General features: G+C 39.6%; 14 protein-coding genes. 5 read left to right on the top strand and 9 right to left on the bottom strand.

Annotated features, from left to right (window positions below; translation table 11 throughout):
* Positions 1-6 precede the first annotated feature (6 nt).
* From ACTHN6_RS06145 to ACTHN6_RS06160, 4 genes are all read right to left on the bottom strand, one after another.
* On the bottom strand, positions 7-1,608 hold the full coding sequence (locus ACTHN6_RS06145; protein ID WP_440434848.1) for a glycoside hydrolase family 172 protein: 1,602 nt from the start codon (positions 1,606-1,608) through the stop codon (positions 7-9).
* Between the two features lie 110 nt (positions 1,609-1,718).
* The gene (locus ACTHN6_RS06150; RefSeq protein WP_440434849.1) at positions 1,719-3,470 is read right to left on the bottom strand and encodes a RagB/SusD family nutrient uptake outer membrane protein; all 1,752 of its coding nucleotides are present in this window, start codon (positions 3,468-3,470) and stop codon (positions 1,719-1,721) included.
* A gap of 19 nt (positions 3,471-3,489) precedes the next feature.
* Positions 3,490-6,720 carry a SusC/RagA family TonB-linked outer membrane protein gene (locus ACTHN6_RS06155; RefSeq protein ID WP_440434850.1) on the bottom strand — a complete coding sequence of 1,077 codons (3,231 nt, stop codon included), beginning with the start codon at positions 6,718-6,720 and terminating at the stop codon, positions 3,490-3,492.
* A gap of 200 nt (positions 6,721-6,920) precedes the next feature.
* Entirely contained in the window at positions 6,921-8,255 is a 1,335-nt protein-coding gene (locus tag ACTHN6_RS06160) for a sugar porter family MFS transporter (protein ID WP_440434851.1), read from the bottom strand.
* A 320-nt stretch (positions 8,256-8,575) separates the two neighbouring features.
* Between ACTHN6_RS06160 and ACTHN6_RS06165 the strand changes: the two genes are divergently transcribed.
* Complete coding sequence (locus ACTHN6_RS06165; RefSeq protein WP_440434852.1) at positions 8,576-11,389, top strand: hybrid sensor histidine kinase/response regulator transcription factor; 2,814 nt, start codon at positions 8,576-8,578, stop codon at positions 11,387-11,389.
* 778 nt (positions 11,390-12,167) lie between these two features.
* On the opposite strand, the gene pdxR is transcribed toward ACTHN6_RS06165, so the two are convergent.
* Positions 12,168-13,691 (bottom strand): MocR-like pyridoxine biosynthesis transcription factor PdxR, encoded by a 1,524-nt coding sequence (pdxR, locus tag ACTHN6_RS06170; RefSeq protein WP_440434853.1) that lies wholly within the window; start codon positions 13,689-13,691, stop codon positions 12,168-12,170.
* Between the two features lie 198 nt (positions 13,692-13,889).
* Here pdxR and ACTHN6_RS06175 point away from each other — a divergent pair, with 198 nt between their 5' ends.
* Positions 13,890-14,807 carry an NADP-dependent oxidoreductase gene (locus ACTHN6_RS06175; protein ID WP_440434854.1) on the top strand — a complete coding sequence of 306 codons (918 nt, stop codon included), beginning with the start codon at positions 13,890-13,892 and terminating at the stop codon, positions 14,805-14,807.
* A 149-nt stretch (positions 14,808-14,956) separates the two neighbouring features.
* Here the strand turns inward: ACTHN6_RS06175 and ACTHN6_RS06180 are convergent, their stop codons facing one another.
* Positions 14,957-16,306: a glycoside hydrolase family 140 protein gene (locus tag ACTHN6_RS06180; RefSeq protein WP_440434855.1), complete on the bottom strand. Its 1,350-nt coding sequence runs from the start codon at positions 16,304-16,306 to the stop codon at positions 14,957-14,959.
* Positions 16,307-16,776: 470 nt separating this feature from the next.
* On the opposite strand from ACTHN6_RS06180, the gene ACTHN6_RS06185 reads away from it, so the two are divergent.
* Complete coding sequence (locus ACTHN6_RS06185) at positions 16,777-17,355, top strand: Crp/Fnr family transcriptional regulator (RefSeq protein WP_440434856.1); 579 nt, start codon at positions 16,777-16,779, stop codon at positions 17,353-17,355.
* 430 nt (positions 17,356-17,785) lie between these two features.
* Here ACTHN6_RS06185 and ACTHN6_RS06190 read toward each other — a convergent pair whose 3' ends face one another.
* Positions 17,786-18,064: a hypothetical protein gene (locus ACTHN6_RS06190; RefSeq protein ID WP_440434857.1), complete on the bottom strand. Its 279-nt coding sequence runs from the start codon at positions 18,062-18,064 to the stop codon at positions 17,786-17,788.
* Between the two features lie 222 nt (positions 18,065-18,286).
* Here ACTHN6_RS06190 and mnmA point away from each other — a divergent pair, with 222 nt between their 5' ends.
* A complete protein-coding gene (gene mnmA / locus ACTHN6_RS06195; RefSeq protein ID WP_440434858.1) occupies positions 18,287-19,408 on the top strand; it encodes a tRNA 2-thiouridine(34) synthase MnmA in 1,122 nt (373 codons plus the stop codon).
* Positions 19,409-19,426: 18 nt separating this feature from the next.
* On the opposite strand, the gene ACTHN6_RS06200 is transcribed toward mnmA, so the two are convergent.
* Positions 19,427-19,708: an acylphosphatase gene (locus ACTHN6_RS06200; protein WP_440434859.1), complete on the bottom strand. Its 282-nt coding sequence runs from the start codon at positions 19,706-19,708 to the stop codon at positions 19,427-19,429.
* Positions 19,709-19,863: 155 nt separating this feature from the next.
* Between ACTHN6_RS06200 and ACTHN6_RS06205 the strand changes: the two genes are divergently transcribed.
* Entirely contained in the window at positions 19,864-20,490 is a 627-nt protein-coding gene (locus tag ACTHN6_RS06205; RefSeq protein WP_440434860.1) for a hypothetical protein, read from the top strand.
* Here the strand turns inward: ACTHN6_RS06205 and ACTHN6_RS06210 are convergent.
* Complete coding sequence (locus tag ACTHN6_RS06210) at positions 20,447-20,983, bottom strand: TIGR00730 family Rossman fold protein (protein ID WP_440434861.1); 537 nt, start codon at positions 20,981-20,983, stop codon at positions 20,447-20,449. The two genes, ACTHN6_RS06205 and ACTHN6_RS06210, sit on opposite strands and share 44 nt — an antisense overlap.
* Positions 20,984-21,040 lie beyond the last annotated feature (57 nt).

Raw genomic sequence — 21,040 nt, forward strand, 5'->3', positions numbered from 1 at the left:
ATTATTTTATCTGGTTAATATTTCATGTGCATCATCAAATCCATACCAATATGTTGTAGCGGCAGCGTCAATTGTACCTCCATCCCAGCTTAACATTTCCATATCAAAAGCAAATGATTTTTTAAATGGAATTGCATCTAAAATTCTTGTTCGTGTAAAAGTGTTATAACCTTTTGATGATGGATTATCAGCACGTGGCGCATTTGCAAATGGTGTTTGGTATAACACTACCGGCGCCCATGATGTGTTATAATAATCTTCAAGACCGGTCCCAAATTCTGAAGGAAATTTTTCATTATCAACATACGCTTTCGCATCACCTTCGCCATACCAGGAATTCATGTGATTGTTCACGCACAAAGTATTGCCGAGATAAATACCTTTGCCTTTAATGGTAACGAAGTTCCAGTCAATGGGTGCGGATGAATCTTCTTTAGCCACTTTGGTAACATCATAATCCCATTTTGCATCTTTTATATTTTCTTCATACTTGTATGAAGCATGAAAGTACATAGTATTGTTATCCCATTGAAAGCTGCTTACCGTTGCTGCAGCATTTACATCAACATTAAAATCAATTTTATTAATGAAAGAAATCTTTGCGGATTTTTCATACGGCATCACCCAGCGACTTACAAGATTTCCGCTATCATCCAAATCCCTGTACCAGCTTTTAATTTTCCTGCCGCCATAACCACTGCCGATAAAATCGCCGAGCGGGCACATCACTGTTTGATGACCATCAAACTCTATTTTTAAGAATACTCCACGCCACATTTTTTCCGCATCATCTTTATTGGCTGTCTTCAATTTTGCTGTTAATACACGAACAGCATTTGAACCTTCCGGTAATATAATTGCAGCTTCTTTACCTGCGCTTACTGTTTGATTGATTTGTATTTTCTTACCTGGTGCAACAACAGGATTCCAAAGCAAAGTTTCCGCTTTATCGATATCAGTTTTGTACTTCGTGAGATGATTCAAATTGAATGTTTCCACTTTTGTATCTGCTGAATATGTTCTGTAATTGACCTGGTAATAATGCGAAGTTTTACTGGCGGATGTATCTGTATATTCCCACGTTACTTTACAATGTTTTTGATACAGCAACGGAAGGTATAAAGTATTGCCGCCTTTGCCTTCGGGTTCATAACTGCTGTGCGGATTTAATAAAGCCCGCCCCAACTTAAAACCTCTTAATAAATCAAAACCGGGTATTTCAACTGAAGCTCTTGCTTCATTATCAAAATAAAAACGCAACATGCCGGGCTTTACAACGGTTGTTAACCAAAAACGGACAATAGCACCAGGACCATCTGCATCCATCATTACATATTCAGTATGCCCGTCCTTTTTTTCTTCCCGGATAAACTGGTTGTAATCTGTATTGGCAAACCATCCCGGTTTATCCGGAGAAACAGATCTCCTGTCGTAACTGCTTGCCTGTTTAAGCCTGTACGATGGTGAAGTAAATTTTGTTATGGCATCAAAATCTGTCATGCTTTTTAATAATACGGGAAGTGTTATAATCGGTTGAGAAAAACTTTGAAAACAAATAAACAGTAACAATGTTGCCGTAACAATCGCCATATTTTTTTTCATCATCATTATTCAGCGCCAGATTTAGTTTAACTTTTAAAAGAAACAATATTAATTAATTTTAAGGGAGGTAGAAACCTCCCTTCCCATGCATAATAGTTACTGCTTGTATTAAAAAATCAATAACCATGGTTTTGCTTATATAAGCCATTTGTAAATGTGATCTGCTCCTGCGGTATCGGGAAATATTCATGCGTACCATGTGTAAAGTGAGCACTGCTTAAAAACGGATGCCGCGTTTTTTCAATAGCAAAATAATTATTGAGCGTTGGTTCCGCAATGCCCCATCGCACCAGATCAAAGAAACGGTAACCTTCCATAGCAAACTCCATTCTTCTCTCCCATTGTAATGCTGTAAATGCGGTGTTCTTATCCCATACAGGAATATTAACGCCAGGTTTATAAACATCAATTTTATAGTTGGAAGGATAAGTGCCATCTGTTTTTTTAACCAAAGGACTTATTTGCGCGGCTCTTCCTCTTACCTGGTTAATTAAAGGCAATGCTGCAGCCGGGTTGTTCAATTGTATTTCAGCTTCAGCCTTCATCAGCAAAACATCATCATATCGTATCACATCCATATTAACTGAAGTGCCATAAAAAGGCCCGAGTTTTTTAAAGCATGGGCATGAAGCCAGCTGCAGTTCTTTCATAGTTCCAAAACCGCCATACACACCTGCCAGCCTTTCCCAGCTATGATCGTAAGGTATAGCTGCATCATACTTGAACGGGTGGCCCTGTATGCCGATGGTATGATCAATACGCGGATCAACTGTTACACCATTAGCCCTAAGGTCTGCATCAGTTAATACTTTACCATTAAACGTGGTGAACTCAGGCAGGCCATTGGCATCTGTTTGAAAAGCATTTACCATATTCTGGGAAGGAACATGAAAAGCGCAGCATCCATACTGCGGTGCTCCAGCAAAATAATTCAGGCTGGTGCTCATGCTTAACCTGCCGCCTATCTGTGTTCCGTCATTAATAGAATATTGAATGGCGAAAATTGATTCCGGGCCATTTTCATAACCGTATAAAAAATTATAGGCAAAATCATCATTCAGTTTATATAAACCTGAATTGATTACATCATCTGTAAGATTAACCACATCCTGCAGCTTATCTGCATCAATACTTGTTACCGTATAATTATCATCCTGTTTATAAGCCTCATACAATCTTACTTTGGCAAGATAGGCTTCAGCAGCATACTTGGTAGCTCTGCCCGGCTCGCCCGTTTGCGTTTCCGGAAGATCATTTATTGCCACCTGAAAATCACCGGCGATCTTTTCCCACAAAGAGTCATTAGGCATGGTATTGGAAACTTTCAGTATATCATCTTCTGATACAGTTTCATCGAAATACGGTACGTTTCTGAATAAAATCTTCAATAAAAAAAACATGTGCCCGCGCAAAAAATGCATTTCGCCAATGCGTGTTGTTTTCTTGGGAAAATCTGCATCTGGAATATCATTTAATGCTCTTAATGCAGCATTGATTCTTGATATAGCACCATAAATTCTTATCCATGCTTCAGTGAAACCGTTATCTCCTGCCCCGTTATTATCTGCATTAAGAAGGTAAAATTGTTCGTACTTATCAAGCTGCTGCTGGTCGCCAATATCACCGCCGCCTTTGTATGCATCGTCTGAACGGATGCTTCCCCATTGCCACATACTTGTAATGGATGCATCCCAGAAATCATTAGCAATACCTGCATAAGCTGCGGTGCAAAGGCCATCCACAGCTTCAGGTGATGTAAGGTCTGATGCAGCCAGTGCACCCTGCGGTTTATAATCAAGATATTTTTTGCAGCTCATAGAAAATATAACAGCTGCAGCCATCATTATTTTTATTCCACGATATTTCATACGATCATTTTTTAATGAATTAAAAATTTGCATTGATGCCAACTGAATATGCTGTTGGTACCGGCCATGTATTAAAATCTGTTCTTTCAGGGTCTTTAGCCGAAAACTCTTTCGACTTTAAAGCAAACAGGTTTTGACCGGCCAGGTAAATTCTTAATCCTGTCATCTTTATGCTGTTGGCAATATGCTGCGGCAGGTTATAGCCAATCTGAAGGTTGCGCAGCTTGAAATAAGAAGCGTTTACAAAATAGAAATTGGATGTTCTGTCTTCGCCATTATTATTCAGTAAGCTTAAAGCCGGAATGGAAGAACCTGTATTTTGCGGCGTCCACGCATCTAAGGTGCCCGGCCCGAAATTGCTTCTTGCATTCACAAAATCATTAAGGAATTTGGTGGGATCAAAGCCGGTTTTGCCTGCAACGCCTGAACCAAAAACAGTGAGGTTAAAGTTTTTATAGCTAAGATCTATACGTATGCCGTATTCCACCTTTGGCAATGTTGTTCCCAGCCATGTTTGGTCGGCCGCATCAATTTTGCCATCAGGCCCGGTAAGATTGCCATTGGCATCATAGCCTGCAATATCTTTATACTGAAGGCGCCCCGCTCCTTGCAGCGAACCATACGAAACGCCCGGCTGTGTCGGTGCCTTTTGTGCTTCTTCTGAACTTTGAAAAATACCCACTGTTTCATAACCAAAAATGGAAAAGCGGGAATGGCCAACAATAGAATGAGTAGCATCGCCGGGGTACGCCGCACGAACATCGTCCGGTATGCTGGTAACCTTATCCTGCCAGTGGGCTGCGTTTGCCGTAACAGAATAGGTGAGGCCGAAATTGGTTGTATGATTATAGCCCAGTACTGCTTCCCAGCCTTTGTTGGTTACATTGGCCCCGTTTAAAAACTGTTGTTGCCCTTCGCCCAAAACAGCGGCTACCGGTGGCTGAATAAGAATATCACTTGTTTTTCTTATGAAGTAATCAAATGAACCTGTGATGCTTTCATTTAAGAATCCAAAGTCAAGACCTATATTGGTTTCAGTAGTTGATTCCCATTTCAGGTCAGGATTGCCACGTTGTGTCTGCACAAATCCTGATGGCAACTGGCCCGTGTTGATGCCATATAAATCATAGGCTGTTCCTGTATTCAGCCATTGCGCCCAGGCAGGGCTTGATGTGCCGTAATTAGCCTTCAATAAAGTATAAGCTGCGAGGTTGTCGAGGCTTTCCTGGTTACCTACAGTTCCAATACCTGCCCGCAGCTTTAAGTTGGAAACGTTTTTTACATTCTGAAAGAATTTTTCATTATTGATTCTCCATCCCAATGTAAAGGCCGGGAAAACACCATAAGGATTGTTTGTTCCGAAACGCGAAGAGCCGTCTCTTCTTACTGTTACGGAAGCGAGATACCTGTCGGCATATCCATAAAATATTTTGCCAAACTGAGATAGCAAGCGGTAACCTGTTGCAGAACCATTATCCGTTTGCGAACCGGAACCTGCACCCAGCTGAAGATAATCTTCGTCCTGCAAAGCAAAGTTGGTACTCATTGCGCCGAAGGTTGAGAAATCATTGCGAATAGCTTCCGTGCCGGCAAGAATGTTGATGCGATGTTCTTTAAGCTGTAAATTATAGTTTAAGGTATTCGTCCAGGTAAAAGTAAAGTCCTTGGATTCCTGCAGGGAAAGACTGTTGAACGACCTTACCGGCCCTTCATCGCCAATCAACGCTGCGTTTTTATTTTTCAGGTCAGAATAATCAAATCCTAAACTGGTATGATATACAAGGTTTTTGATTATTTCTAAATCCATATATATGTTTCCAATAAGCAGCAATTGATTATTGGTATTGAAACGGTTTAAATACTGTACATCCACAGGATTATTCCTGTCTGTATAACCTGCACCGCGCGGGCCGCCATAAGTGCCATCAGTTTTATAAACCGGGATAGTGGGCGCAAGCGACAGGGCAAGACCAGGTGAAGGAGCGCCGCCCACATCATTGGCAGAATTAATTTGTGATGTTCTTGCCAGTTGCAGATTTTCGCCAAACTTCAGCCTGTCGTTAAATGCGGAAGCGTGGCTGTTTATTCTAACATTGTAGCGCTGATATTTGGTAAAAACAACCAGGCCATTATTATCGTAATATCCAAGATCGGTAAGGAAACCATTTTTCGCATTGCCGCCGGATATGGTGAGATTGGTAGAAGTAATAGTTGCTTTTTTAAACAAAGCGTCCTGCCAATTAGTATTGCCGGCCGGTTCAAGGCTGTCTGTATGAGAAAACGGCCCGTTGTAGGGATCGAAATTAGGGCTTCCTGTACCGGTTGCCCCAACAAAAGGTGCAATGATTACTTTATTTAAAACAGGATTGTTATAATCTCCGTTCCAGTCAAATTTATATATCTGGCTTACCAGGCTATTTGGGTCTGTTCCATCGTTTATCGCGGCACGCCACAATGCTTCGCCTCTCTGCTCAGAATTTAAAACATTTTCCTGCCAGGGCTTTTCAGTCTGAAACGTTAAGCTGGAATTAAGTTGAATATGAACTTTATCGCCACTGCCACCGTTTTTAGTGGTTACAATGATAACGCCATTGGAAGCTCTTGAGCCATAAATAGAAGATGCGGATGCATCTTTCAAAACCTGTATGGAAGCAATGGATGATGTATTCAGATTGGCGAAATCTTCATACCGCGTGGTTGGCACACCGTCAATAATATACAATGGATTAGTGTTGCCCAATGTATTGACCCCACGTATTAAAATTCTCGGAGCGCCGCCATTGGCGCCTGTTGGCGAGCCATCAGGCTGCACATATAAACCGGGCACCTGCCCCTGCAAAGCAAGCATCGGGCTTGATACAGGTGCGTTTTTAACACTGGCAAGATTAACTACAGACACAGCGCCGGTAAGATCAACCTTTCTTTCAGACTTATATCCTGTTACAACAATCTGTTCAAGATCTGTCGCGGCTTCAGTCATTGCAAGTTCCATAACAGTATTTTCGTTTGGTACGGTTGCCGTTAAAGTGTTCATACCAACATAAGAAAGCTTAATGGTTTCCCCTGCAGCCGCAGAAATCGTAAAGTTACCGGCAGCATCTGTAACAACGGTCTGGCTTTTACCGGCAACAGTTACACCCGCTAAAGGCTCTTTGGTTGCTTGATTTATAACCCGCCCCGTCATTTTCCTTTGTTGTGCAAAGCAGGCTGTAACTATCAGCATTGATATCAGCGTTAACAATCTTCTCATAGAGATTTTATTTATAATTAAAAAATGGAGGTCTTAAATACAGGTACAGTTTTTAAGAAGTAATGTTTTGATTAGCCGGCGGAGCTTTGTTAATAACGGTTAATTTATTCACAGAAAAATTATGCAATGACAAGCCCGCATTTTTATTGTTGAAGTGTAGCATAGTGTTATTTGAATTTTGTTTTGAAGAATCAATTTGATTAGTGAAGAATAAGCGCTCTCTCAATCTGCTCCAATGATTTTCCTTTTGTTTCAGGCATTATTTTCAACACAAACAATAATTGCAAAACCATCATGATGCTGAAGAAAAGAAAAGTATTACCGCCTCCTAATTTTTCTGACAATACAGGAAACAGAAAAGTGATAACAGCGGCCATTAACCAATGTGTAAAGCTGCCTAACGTTTGCCCTTTTGCGCGTATATTATTGGGGAATATTTCTGAAATAAAAACCCATATAACAGCACCTTGCGAGAACGCAAAAAATGCGATATAGATCATTAGATAAACAATAATGCCGAAGCCGGAAAAATCCTGTGCATAGAACGTTTTGGAAACAAGGCCAAGCGTTCCTATTAAACCAACGGAGCCAATGATCATTAAAGTGCGCCTTCCTATTTTATCAATAAAATTGATGGCAATGAGCGTGAAGAGAAAATTAATTAAACCGATGCCCGTTGTTGACAACAATGAAGATTGCCTGCCCAAACCAGCCATTTCGAAAATGCGCGGCGCATAATAAATAATTGCATTAATACCTGAAACTTGATTAAAAATGGCAAAGCAAACAGCAAGAAAAACAGGCAGTTTATTTTTTCTTGAAAACAACATATCGCCTGCATCAATCTCATGTTCTTCTTTATTGTTTGCGATTATTTCCCGGATATCATTTTCATAATTGCCAGGATCAATAATTTTAAGAATGGATGCAGCTTTATCAGGTTGTTTGTTTAGTATTAACCAGCGTGGTGTTTCAGGAACAAATCGTAACAGTATTAAAAAAATAAGAGACGGTATAGCCTGGATGCCGAGCATTACACGCCATGAATAATCATTGTTAAATACAATACCAATTACATAATTAGACAGGTAAGAAACAAGAATGCCAAAAACAACATTGAACTGGAACATCATTACCAGCCTGCCCCTGTATGCAGCCGGTGATATTTCGGAAATATAAACAGGCGCTGTTACTGATGAGGCACCCACACCTAAACCACCAATCAGCCTGAACAGAAGAAAACTATACCAGTTAGTTGAAAAACATGTGCCAACAGAAGCAATTAAATAAGCAACAGCAATTAGTATTAATGTTTTCTTTCTGCCTAATTTATCAGCAGGCATGCTGCCGGTTAAAGCGCCTATAATAGTTCCGATCAGGGCAATGGAAATGGTTAAACCGTGTTCAACAGAATTGAGGCTCCAGTATTGCTGAATAGATTCTTCAGCTCCGGAAATTACAGCAGTATCAAATCCAAAAAGAAATCCTCCAAGCGCTACAACAATACTCCAAAGCAGTACTTTTTTCTTGTTCATGACAAAGCAATGTTTTTTAAGCAAACGAGTAAATGGAAACTAAATGTAAAGACGGTCGCAGCCCAATTGTTCTGATATAGTATCAAAAGCTTTTAAAAAAATTTAAGGAGACAAATCGTTGATTATCAAAATATATTATATCAATATAAAGAATTGCATTTTCGATTTTGTAACATGCTCTTTTAAAATAGTAACATGTTTTTTAACCTGCAAGACGACTATAAGTTTTTCAAAAAAATTATTACATGAATAAATGCCGGCAAGACGCTTTTATTTCATAAAACAGCATATCTTAGAAGAGTTATAACGATTAATTGCTAATGCAAAATTGCTACCGGTTGCTGCATGTGGGCATTTGTTTAATGTTACGGTTTACTATAGCTGCTATTATTTTTTCTTTCATTATTTTAATATCCTCCTGTAATGAAAACGAAAATAAAAAGCAGTATATCGTTGGCTTTTCACAATGCACTATGGTAAACAAATGGCGTCAAACCATGCTGGATGAAATGAAGCGTGAACTGGCATTTCATCCTGAAGTAAAATTTGTATTTAGAGATGCCAACGGCAACACACAAAAGCAAACTGAACAGATACAAGAGCTGATCAATGAAAAAATAGATTTGTTGATTGTTTCACCGCAGGAAGCTGCACCAGTTACACCCATTGTTGAAACAGCTTACAATAAAGGCATTAAAGTAATTATAGTTGACAGAAGAACCTCATCACAAAAATACACTGCTTACGTTGGCGGCAGCAATTATGAAGTGGGATCAACCGCTGCCTCATTTGCCAATTCCATTTTAAAAGGCAAAGGCAACGTTCTTGAAGTATCAGATATTCCAGGCTCTTCTGCAGATATAGACAGGCATAACGGGTTCTTTACTTCGCTTCAGCAATACCCGGGCATAAAATATATTTCAAAAATTTATGAAGAAGGCGATGAACATCCATCCAATAAAAACTCAACCGGTTTTTTAAAAAACAATCCTGACATACAATTAATATTTACACAGAACGACCGACTGGCGCTGGCTGTTTATAATGCCTGCAAAAACCTCGGCATTGAAAATAAAACCAAGATCATTGGTGTTGATGGATTGCCCGGCAAAAACGGTGGCATAGACCTGGTTGAAAAAGGAATGCTGAAGGCAACTATACTTTATCCTACAGGCGGCAAAGAAGCAATACAAACTGCTGTAAAAATATTATACAACAATACTTATAAAAAAGAAACCCTGCTTACAACAACTGTTATTGATTCCACGAATGTGCGGGTAATGCGCCTGCAGGATGAAAAATTATCTGCCCTGCAAAATGATATTGAAAGAGGCCAGCAGAAAATTAAAGAACAGGAAATTATTACCAACAATCAGTCTAATATAATTTTCGCGATTTCCGTGTCACTGGCACTGGCGCTCATCTTTGGTTTTGTTTTGCTGTATTACCTGCGTGAGAATAAAAAAATTACAGCAAGGCTTGCTTTAAAAAATGAAGAAATTCTGAAACAAAGTGAACAGCTTATTGAACTTGGTAAGAAAGCCAATGCAGCCAATGAGGCAAAGATCCAGTTCTTCACAAAAATGTCGCATGAATTAAGAACGCCGCTTACATTAATACTTGGCCCGGTTGAAGACCTCATGGAAAATGAGAAAGTAAACCGTGTTGCAGCACAAAGTTTATCATTGATTCAAAAGAATACATTAAGACTTTTAAAGCTCATTAACCAGTTGATGGATTTCAGGAAAATTGAAATTGATAAACTGAAAATAAATGTTGCGGAAAACGATATTGTTTCTTTTTTAAACCAGATAATAGAAGCATATAAAAATATTGCCCGCAAAAGAAATATTGACCTGCGGTTCTTTACCAGCCAGTACTTTTTAAATGTGTGGTTTGATGAAACCATGCTCGACAAAGTGCTGTTCAACCTGCTTTCCAACGCATTTAAGTTCACCAACGATAATGGTTATATACACATCTTTCTTGAAAAAAATGAAGCAGCAAAAAATATAAAGATTATTATTGAAGATAATGGTGTTGGCATGAGCGAAGTTGCTGTTGAACATGCCTTCGAACTGTTTTACCAGGGTGAACATGAAAATTACCGCGGCACAGGTTTAGGCCTTGCTTTATCGAAAGAACTTATACAATTGCATAACGGAACCATTTGTGTTAAGAGTGCAAAATGGAAAGGCACAAAATTCACTATCACTATCCCTATTGAAAATACAGCACTTAATAAACAGGACTATACAAGAAAAGAAATTTCTGAAACTGTTTTATATGATGACAGTAAAGTTTATACTTCAGAATTATTACCTGATGAAACTTTTCAGAATGAATTAACGAGCCCTTCTTTCGAACATTCAATATTAATTGTTGAAGACAATAACGACCTGAGAAGATTTTTAAAATCCCGTTTAAGTTATACTTACGAAATAATAGAAGCGGAAAACGGAATTGATGCAATTGATAAAGCGCTCGATATTGTACCTGATCTTATTATCTGCGATATTATGCTGCCGGGCAAAGATGGATTTGAAATAACGCATATTCTTAAAACAGATATAAGAACATCGCACATACCCATTATACATTTAACTGCAAAAACATCGCTTCAATCGCAAATTGAAGGCATGAAAGAACTGGCAGATTCTTACATAACCAAACCTTTCAACTTTAAACTTTTCGAACAAAATATTAAAAGCCTGCTGGCAAACCGCACTATATTAAAAGAACATTTTTCCGGTGAAATTTCTTCAGAATTAAAAACCCGTTCTACCAACAAAACAGACAGAAAGTTTCTTCACGAATTCAATGCTTTGATTGAAAGTAATATTGCTAACGAAAAGTTTAGCATAGATGATATTTGCAGAACAATAGGTTTATCTAAAATGCAGTTATATCGTAAAGTAAAAGCGCTGCTTAACTGTAACGTAAACGAATATATTTTGAACAAACGTTTGCAAAAATCAAAGTTTATGTTGCAAAATGAAGAACTATCTATTTCAGAAATTGCTTATAAAGTAGGTTTTTCTTCTCCGGCTTATTTTTCTACTGTGTTTAAATCAAAGTTTAATTTAACGCCAAGCGAATACAAAGAGAATAGGAATACAAATAACATAAGATAACAGTATCGTTGCTATAGACTTTTGAATTTCTTCAAATCTGTAAAATGGCAAAAAACCAATCCCTTAAATTTTTTAATTCTCTCTTTCAAATTAAGAATACCTTGAACAAATGCCCTTATTAATAAAAAAGTTATTTCAATTTCTTTTCTCATTTGTTTCTGATGACCTATCCTTTTAATAAATCATTTATAAAACAAAAAATACTTATGGTTTATTTTCACTTAGCATCGGTATTGAATGTTTTAAGTTCTGGTAACTTAGTTTACTTTTATCAATACCTCCTTTTATCTCGCAATCCACTGAAGATCGAATCCAGGCGTTTTTTCTTAGCAAGTGATATTGAAGGATTGCTAGCGAAGAATAGATTGATAAGTAATGATTGAACTACTAAAATTTAGGAAACAGATACATTCAAAAGCAGGAGATTTTCTTTTGCTTTTGAATGTATTACAAAGCATCAATAGCAATATTTTGTTCCCGATTTTTCCTTTATTTTGCAAGTAATAGCCTGTAAGGGTTAGGTGAAGTAAGTTCTTTTATAGTGCAGTAAAATTTTTCTTCTTTTTCCCAAATTCAATAGGGAAAAATTGAGTATCCCCTTTGTATTTTCTTTCTATTAAGTAACTCTTTATCAATAGTACTTACATTCTGTATCGGAAAGTAATCGGTCTATCTCAGCTAATTATTATTTAAATGAGCGCCGGAATGATGGGGCAGTACCGGGCTCCAATAAAGCATGTTTAAACATCTTTATATCACATTATGTAGTTTGTAGTATTTACTTTAAACCAAATGGAATAAGCGCCTGTTTCCATATATTAATGGCGCCCGCCATTTCTTTTTCATTTAAAGAGCAATAACCTATGCGTATAAAATTATCTGGCCTGGAAGTATTGGGTTGAAAAAAATAATTTTGCCCATCACTGATTTTTAATCCCAGCTTTCCTGCATTTTCGGCAACGGCCATGGCACTAATATTCTTTCTGTAGGTTGCCCAGATCGCCAGTCCACCGCCTGGCCGGTCAAACGTTAAATATGTCCCAAGCTCTTTCCGTAGCAAGCGGCAAGTATTTTCCAATCGCTCCTGATAAACCTTGTATGATTTTTTCATGTGCCGGGAAATATCACCTGTACCTAAAAGTTCAGCGATTGCTTCTTCCAGCAACTGTTCTCCCTGGCGGTCTATTAATTTACGAATGGCCGCAGCTTCGTTTATTACTATTTCCGGAGCCACCATGAACCCGATCCGGATGCCGGGTGCGATACTTTTGCAAAAGGAACCAACATAAATAATATGCCCGCCGGAATCCAGGCTTGACAGCGGTAAAAGCGGATCGCTTGTAAAGTGATAATCAAAATCATAATCGTCTTCAAGCAGCGCAAACCTGTATTTACGGGCCAGGCTCATAAGCCGCATACGCCGTTCCGCACTGAGAGTAACGGTGGTGGGCCGGTGATGATGTGGAATAATATAGACCAACTTTGGCGCTCTTTTTTTACACAACTGTTCAATGCGGTCTATATCCATTCCTTCTTTATCTACCGGGATAAATACAAGGTTAGCACCTGCCAGCTTAAAGGCTTCGTTGGCATCGAGATAGCCTGGTTCGGGTACAAATACTGTATCGCCCTGGCGAATCAGCAGTTGTGCACTTAAATAGATAGCCATCTGTGTTCCTTTAGTGATCAGTATTTCTTTTTCCGTAATCTGCATTCCCCTTGTCCTGTTTAAAAACTTAGCCAGCTCAACCCTGAGACGATGGGAACCATGCTCCGGGCCATACATAAGAAATTGATTTACTAAACGGCCTTTTCCAAACCTCCTGTATTCCCGCACCATCTCCTCAACGGGTGCAATCCTGGGATCAGGAAAGCCATCATCAATTTTATACATAGGCGCCGGAATTGCCGGTCCATCGATGTCTATAGACAAACCTGCTCCCGTTGCTATAACTGAAGTCCGCTTTACCAGCGAGTAGGCGGGTTGCCGGCTACGTACCAGCTTTTTATTATTTTCTTTAACTACACCGGCCGAAGTATGCGGAAGGCTGCCTGAAACGTAAACGCCGCTTCTTTCCCTCGTTTCCACCCAGCCCTGCGCATTCAGTTCTTCGTATGTTGCCACAACTGTTTTACGGTTCAGTTTCAGGCTTTTCGCCAGCTCACGTGAAGATGGAAGGGCTTGTCCCGGCCTCAAAATGCCACGACAAATCAACCGGATAATTTCGGATTCAAGTTGCAGGTATAACGGGCTGTGCCCATCGCCCTTTTTAAATGATATTTTAAAAAAATTTTCAATCATAATTGGACCCCTGTATATTTTAAAACTGGCCCATTAAGGTAACCAAATTAAAATTTAATTTTATAGTCCGGTTTAGAAAAATCATTGTTAGTATTAAATATTGTAAATTATGCTGAGAACCAAATTCACAACATTAGCATACAGCAACATCACCTCACCAGGTGAATTTTTGCTGTTGAATAAAAAAGGAGGCGTACTATGAAAGCGGTCATTGTAACTGACGAGACTGCAGGAATAGCCGGAATGAAACTCGCAGAGCGGCCTGAACCTCAGGCAGCTATAAACGATGTCATCGTTCAGGTTTATGCCTCGAGTATTACAGGAGATGAATTGTCGTGGCCTTCAACCTGGGTTGATCGCGCCGGTCACGACCGGACGCCGTCAATTCCGGGGCACGAACTGGCAGGAGTGGTCACCGCACTTGGCTATGGCACCACGGGACTGTCGGTGGGCCAACGGGTGTTTGGCCTTACAGACTGGTACCGCAATGGTACCCTGGCAGAATATGTAGCCGTTGAGGCGCGCAACCTTGCACTGCTCCCCGATGACGTTGACTTCACGGTTGGCGCAGCGCTCGTGATGCCGGGCCTGACCGCCTGGCAGGGTTTGTTCGATCATGGCCACCTCCAGGCGGGACAGACCGTTCTCGTGCATGGTGCTGCCGGCATCGTTGGCTCTATGGCAGTCCAGCTTGCACGTGAAGCGGGAGCCCGCGTTATCGGAACCGGGCGCGCTGCCCATCGTCAGACGGTGCTTGGCTTCGGTGCGCAGGAATTTGTTGACCTCGATAACGATAGCCTGGAGAATGTTGAAAAGGTTGACCTGGTTTTTGACGTTTTAGGTGGTGCCATTGCTAATAAATCTGCAGGCCTTATCCGCTCCGGAGGAATATTGGTAACCGTCGCAGGGCCGATTGATGCCGTTCCTGCCAACGGATCAACAATCGACTTTGTTGTAGAAGCAATTCCTTCCCAATTGAGTGAAATTGTACAGCGGTTGCGTAAGGGAAGCCTGAAAGCGAATATCGGCAGCATATCTTCTCTTGACGATGCCATTGCCACCTTTAGCTCGCCCAACCGGGCCAGCGGAAAGAAGATCATTCGCGTTCGCTCTTAAAAGCAGCTACAGGAAGAAATATTCCCGGTCAATAATCAATACTCTTTCCAAGAAGAATTAAGAATAATGGAGTATGTATCTTCACGTTTGATAGACATACTCCATTTCCTTTCTCTGCGATGGCATAGATTTCTCAATTGATAATAATGTTACAACGCATCCTTGTACTTAACCGCATCATCAATTATGAGTATCCAATCGTTACCATAACCGGTTGACGGTGCAGTAAATTGTTGTGTGCCTTTATTTTTAAACATCCCTATATCTGTGGTATTTCCGTTGCGCGGGTCATACCAGCGTGCATGCAACGTTTCACCTTTAATTTTATTTAAATGAACAGTAAAGGGCTTGCCTGCGGCTGTATAGATAAATGCATAATCTTCACCCCGCGTTGCCTGTATGCGTTCTGCTGGTGTATAATCATTTTCTAATATCAATGATTGATCGGGAACTCTTTCAAGCATAGGATGCGATTCCATAAGCTTTCTTACATATTGCATTTGGCCTGCGCCAGGCAAATCCAGTGCTTCATACCAATACATGTGCGGGCCGTTCACCGGTGCATGCCTGGATGAATACATCTGCCATACATCGTGGCAGCCATACGTATGCCCAAATGCGCCTGCAAAAAGATCGAGATACGCATATTTCCTGATGTCGTAAGCACTGCTTATGCCAAGGTCTTTTGCATTAAAACAAACAGGGTGATCTTCATAGATCGGCTCTGCATCTATTACCGGCTTTATTGGTGTAAGATTATAGGCAAGCTGGATTTTATTATAAACAGGCGCATCCCTGCAATGGCCATTTTGAAACATATTAAAAGCCAGCCAGCTTTCATGATGAAACCATGTGGCCGAGCCGGAATCACACGGCTGCGGATGAAAACTGATGACCGCATTATTATCTGTTGCTTCCATTATGCCTTTTCCCATAGCATTCCAGATGGCAACATCCTTGGCATTCCGGGGCAAACGGTCGCCGCCTAAAACCCAAATAATATTCGTTTTATTTTTATAACGCCCGCCTATCCATTTGCCATAAACTTCTGCATTACTTATGTTGAAAATTTCAGGGCCTGCTCCCCAGCGATCTTTAAAAACTTTATCGCCCCAGGTAGGCAGCATCGCTATATTCATGTTGTAATCGTCTGCCTTGTCAACCACATAATCAACAAACTTAAAGTAAGCTTCATTAGGCCTGGCGGGATCATTATTGATCAAGGGCTTATCGCCATTTGCATTAGGCGAATCCAGACCGTTCAATTCAGCAAGCACGACTGCCTGCACAATGGTGAAACCTTGTTCCGAGCGCTTCTTAAAATATTTTTCAACATCTTCTTTATTCAACCGCTGAAACAGTTCCCAGCCCGTATCGCCAAGCCAAAAAAAAGGTTTTCCATTTTTTAATAAATAACGCTGGTTATCACTAACGCTGAATTGTGAAAAAACGGGAGCGGTAATGATCACTACTACTAAACATAAAAACAATTTTCGCATGTACATTTATTTATGTTGAACCAGATAGTTTAAACACTGCATCAACCCGGCTATTATTGTTTTCTGCACAGGTTAATGTTTTGCTGCTGCCGGTGCCAGCATTATTAACCGTACATGAAACTGCAACAATTTCATTTGCTGATTCAATATCAAATAGCCCTCATATCAACTCTAATATAAATTTACAATATTGAAAATTCCTTCGCCAAATTGTCTTTTCATTTCACGAGAGTATTTGTTTCACGAGAGTATTTGAAAACACATTGACAAAACGCCAAAAAATACAGTATGAAATTTATGGTAGCTGCCGGTCACTGCATGCTCATCTTCGGAGTAGCTATTCAAAAAACAACGTTTTTTCAAAGCAATAACTTACGCTGTTTAACTATTCACGTCATGTGTATATTTGATCTGCAACAACAATTTTCACAGACTTCCTTCAGTGGCTATTTTTATTTGACCTTATAAGTATGACAGAAAAATTAATTAGCACCATACAATCTATCATAAACTTAGATACAAAAGAAATAGATTGTATAAAACTGCTGTGGAAAGAAAAATCTTTTAAAAAAGGAGATTTGTTTTTAGCGGAGGGACAAATTTGCAAGCAGGTAGGCTTTATTGTAAGTGGACTAATGCGCTACTACATTAATCACGATGGAGAAGATAAAACATACGCTTTTGCCCGGGAAAACACCTTTATCTGTAACAATGAAAGCTTTATTCCGCAAACCCCTTCCACAAAAATTATCCAGGCATTAGAAGACTGCGAAATCCTTCAGATTTCTTATGAAGACTTACAATTATTTTATAAGTCTGTGAAACAAGCCGAACGATTTGGCAGGCTTGTTATTGAACAGGTTTTTATACAAACATTACAAGACCTTAGCTCATTTTATACTGGTACACCTAAACTCCGCTATGAGAAGTTTATAAAAGAACATCCTGATTTGCAGCAAAGAATTTCTCAATACCATATTGCATCGTTTGTAGGCGTGAAACCGCAATCACTCAGTCGTATCCGCAAAAAAACTTTTAATCAAAAATGATTTATTAACCCGGGTGCATAACGCCCGGGTTCAGGTTTTAGATTTTTGCGTCATAATTTAAAATATATAGTATTATGACAAAGAAGATTTTCATTGCAATCGCATTATTAACAGGGATGTTTAATAAAAGTGACAGTAAGCCCGGGCAATAAAAATTTTGAAAATGCACTTTTAATCTCAAAAGGACTTGCAGAAGATGGCCTTGCAAGCGCAACAGGAACACCCAAAAAATTATCTGATCTTGCTCTATTTGTTTATTTAAACAATTCCAAAATGGCGGGCCTGCAAAAAATTGCAGCACCTTTTTTTAACTTCCTTGCGAAAAGAGCAATTAAAAAAGGGCGTTTAAACGAATTGGAATTTAGATATTGCAGACGATAAACCAGTTCTGTTTGCGGCCGTTTATCTTTCAATTACATTCCGGAATTCTTTACTCTTCAACAGCAACAATTTCAGCGAGTGGTTCCAGCAGGTTTTTCAATATTATAAAAGTCCTGTCATCAATATATGCAGTCTTAACCTGGTAAAGCTGGTCGCCGGCAAATGAATCAAGCCATTCCTTCTTAATAAAATCTTCAGGTTTATAATTGTCAGTTATGCGGCATATTTGTTCATCCATCCTGTAGTCAATCAATTCCGGATGCTGCAATAATTCCGACATTTTAACCGCCGATCCTTTTTTTATTTTATATGGATAAAATTTTTTCATAATCCTGCTTTATTATGGAATTTATTATTCCATAAAGCAAAAATAGTGTTAGTTACTGCATAAGGCCGGTAATCATTAAACCGGTTAACCGGTATGTGTTTAAATACATTCTTAAAAAATACTAATATCAACCCTATAGCCTTCAAAACCGCCTGCATCTTTTTAAACCATTGTATATTTGCAGTTTTTAAAATTGCACAAAATCTCTTACAGGGATAAGTTATGAGCAGGAAAGGAAAAGTTTTAGTGGCAATGAGCGGCGGTATTGACAGTACCGTTACGGCGTTGATGCTTCATAATGAAGGATATGAAGTGGTGGGCATTACGATGAAAACATGGGATTATGCCAGCAGCGGCACCAGCAGCAAAGAAACAGGTTGCTGCAACCTTGATAGTTTCAACGATGCCCGCGCTGCGGCTGTACAAAATGGTTTCCCGCATTTTATTTTAGATATACGCGAAGAGTTTGGCGATTTTGTTATCGACAATTTTGTGGAAGAATACCTCGCCGGCAGAACGCCCAATCCCTGCGTAATGTGCAATACGCATATTAAATGGCGGGCTTTGCTGAAACGTGCCAATGCATTGGGTTGCGATTTTATTGCCACCGGGCATTATGCTAATATTCATCAGCATGATACGGGCAGGTTTTATATAAGCAAAGGTTTGGATGAATTAAAAGACCAGAGCTATGTTTTATGGGGCCTGCAGCAGGATTTATTAAGCCGCACCATTCTTCCTTTGGGAAAATACCATAAAACAGAAATACGCCAGATGGCGCATGATTTTGGGTATCCTGAACTGGCTAAAAAAAGTGAGAGCTATGAAATTTGTTTTGTGCCTGATAACGATTACCGTGGCTTCTTAAAACATCGTGTTAAAGGCCTTGAAGAAGAAGTTACCGGCGGCTGGTTTGTTGATAAAAACGGTTTGAAATTAGGACAGCATAAAGGTTATCCTTTTTATACTATCGGGCAGCGTAAAGGTTTGGATATTGCTTTGGGCCGCCCGGTTTATGTAACAGCTATTGAACCTGCCACCAACACAGTTGTTTTAGGTGATGAAGAAGATCTGCAGCAAACCGAAATGACTGTTGCCAGACTAAACTGGCTTAAATATGATAGCATTGAAGATGGAAGGGAAACATTTACAAAAATCCGTTATAAGGATAAAGGTGCGTTAAGCAATTTGTATAATGATGGCGGCAATATCCGCGTCCGGTTTTATGATAATGTAAAAAGTATTGCACCCGGCCAAAGTGCTGTTTTTTATGAAGGTGATGATGTAATTGGCGGTGGTATTATTCAAAGAGGTGCCGTCCCGGCCCTGAATGGAATTATTTAGCGCTATTGTGTTTAATTCTTAATTGTAATGCACTGAAAAGCCTGAGAGATTTGTGTCTGCTGCCGCATCACGGCTTTCCACTTTTTCTACATTTGATCTCGGCGAACCCTGCCTGCACCATTCCAGGAGTGTATTAATGGCTTCTTTATTTCCCTGTGCAAATATTTCAACGTCCCCGGATACTGTATTTTTTACCCACCCATTTAAACCCAGTTCTGTGGCTTTTTGTTTGGCATACTTTCTAAAAAATACGCCTTGCACCTTTCCTTTGACTATAATATGTTTTGCTGTTACACCCATGTTTGAAAATTAAAACCCGGAAGATAACAAAGTTGGTTTTCCACCTCGTGTTTGCAAAAAAAATTTCTTCATCCCAACAAAATCTTAAAGCGCCTTAAAATTTTTAATGTTTAAAATTTCTGATACATCTTTACGTTCAACATCAAACCAATACAATGAAGCGATTTCTTTTAATAATACTGGCGCTAACGGGTTTAACTGCAGCAAAGGCGCAATATGATAACGATAATTATGATGAGCCGGGTGGGTTTAAAAAAGAGAATGTTTTTTTAGGCGGCAGCTTATCGCTCGGATTTGGATCGGGCAGTTTTGCCGTGGGCGGCAATCCTGAAATAGGTTATTCATTTAACAGGTGGCTTGATGCCGGTGTTGTGCTAAACCTGAATTATGCATCTCAAACATATTATAATTATGCAGGCACCACTGATGATGTAAAAGCATCCAGCTTCAATTATGGCGGCGGCGCTTTTACGAGAATTTATCCTTTGCCATTTTTGTTTGCCCAGCTTCAACCTGAAATAAACTGGATTAACTATAAATATAAAAATGTTGGTATTCCTAATGCTACTTATAGTTCATTAAGCTTTATTGCAGGTGTTGGTTATGGGCAGCGTATTGTAACCCAGGGCAGTTATTTTTTAATGATAGGCCTTGACCTGGTTTCTGATAAAAATTCTCCTTATGTTGATGGTTATGGCCACGCTGTTCCCATCATTCGCGGCGGCTTTGATATTTATCTCAAGCCATCAAGGAGGTCAACTCCTTCGGGTCCGATATTATAAAAAAACTTTCTTTCCAGGGCGAATATAAAAAGCCTTCCTGCTGCATTTGATCAAGATGCGCCAGCAAGTTATTGTAATAACCATCCGAATTAAGCAGGATGATGGTTTTATCATGAATACTCAGGTTATTCCAGGTGATCATTTCAAACAACTCATCCAGTGTGCCAAAGCCACCGGGAAGAATAACAGCCGCTTCACATAATTCAAACATTTTCTTTTTACGCTCATGCATGGTTTCTACAATGTGCAGCGTTTCAAGCTCATCATGTATATCTTCTTTGTCGCTTAATAAAGACGGAATAACACCCACCACCTTTCCATTATGTTTAATAGCTGAATTAGCTACAACGCCCATCAGCCCTCGCCTGCCGCCGCCATAAATCAATTGTATATTTTGCTGAGCAAGCAACACACCAACAGCTTCTGCGTGTTGTGCAAACAGCTTATTGTTTCCAAACTTAGAGCCGCAGAAAACGGCAACGGATTTCCACATGATTATATTATAATTAAAGCTGCCCGACGAACTAATTTTTTAGTTTTAAATTTTGTT

The organism is Parafilimonas sp. (assembly GCF_051953455.1).
Taxonomy (GTDB): domain Bacteria; phylum Bacteroidota; class Bacteroidia; order Chitinophagales; family Chitinophagaceae; genus Parafilimonas.

Excerpts from the sequence above, each read along its gene's own strand:
- ACTHN6_RS06145 (WP_440434848.1), bottom strand. The coding sequence starts at position 1,608 with ATGATGATGAAAAAAAATATGGCGATTGTTACGGCAACATTGTTACTG.
- ACTHN6_RS06150 (WP_440434849.1), bottom strand. The coding sequence starts at position 3,470 with ATGAAATATCGTGGAATAAAAATAATGATGGCTGCAGCTGTTATATTT.
- ACTHN6_RS06155 (WP_440434850.1), bottom strand. The coding sequence starts at position 6,720 with ATGAGAAGATTGTTAACGCTGATATCAATGCTGATAGTTACAGCCTGC.
- ACTHN6_RS06160 (WP_440434851.1), bottom strand. The coding sequence starts at position 8,255 with ATGAACAAGAAAAAAGTACTGCTTTGGAGTATTGTTGTAGCGCTTGGA.
- ACTHN6_RS06165 (WP_440434852.1), top strand. The coding sequence starts at position 8,576 with ATGCAAAATTGCTACCGGTTGCTGCATGTGGGCATTTGTTTAATGTTA.
- pdxR (WP_440434853.1), bottom strand. The coding sequence starts at position 13,691 with ATGATTGAAAATTTTTTTAAAATATCATTTAAAAAGGGCGATGGGCAC.
- ACTHN6_RS06175 (WP_440434854.1), top strand. The coding sequence starts at position 13,890 with ATGAAAGCGGTCATTGTAACTGACGAGACTGCAGGAATAGCCGGAATG.
- ACTHN6_RS06180 (WP_440434855.1), bottom strand. The coding sequence starts at position 16,306 with ATGCGAAAATTGTTTTTATGTTTAGTAGTAGTGATCATTACCGCTCCC.
- ACTHN6_RS06185 (WP_440434856.1), top strand. The coding sequence starts at position 16,777 with ATGACAGAAAAATTAATTAGCACCATACAATCTATCATAAACTTAGAT.
- ACTHN6_RS06190 (WP_440434857.1), bottom strand. The coding sequence starts at position 18,064 with ATGAAAAAATTTTATCCATATAAAATAAAAAAAGGATCGGCGGTTAAA.
- mnmA (WP_440434858.1), top strand. The coding sequence starts at position 18,287 with ATGAGCAGGAAAGGAAAAGTTTTAGTGGCAATGAGCGGCGGTATTGAC.
- ACTHN6_RS06200 (WP_440434859.1), bottom strand. The coding sequence starts at position 19,708 with ATGGGTGTAACAGCAAAACATATTATAGTCAAAGGAAAGGTGCAAGGC.
- ACTHN6_RS06205 (WP_440434860.1), top strand. The coding sequence starts at position 19,864 with ATGAAGCGATTTCTTTTAATAATACTGGCGCTAACGGGTTTAACTGCA.
- ACTHN6_RS06210 (WP_440434861.1), bottom strand. The coding sequence starts at position 20,983 with ATGTGGAAATCCGTTGCCGTTTTCTGCGGCTCTAAGTTTGGAAACAAT.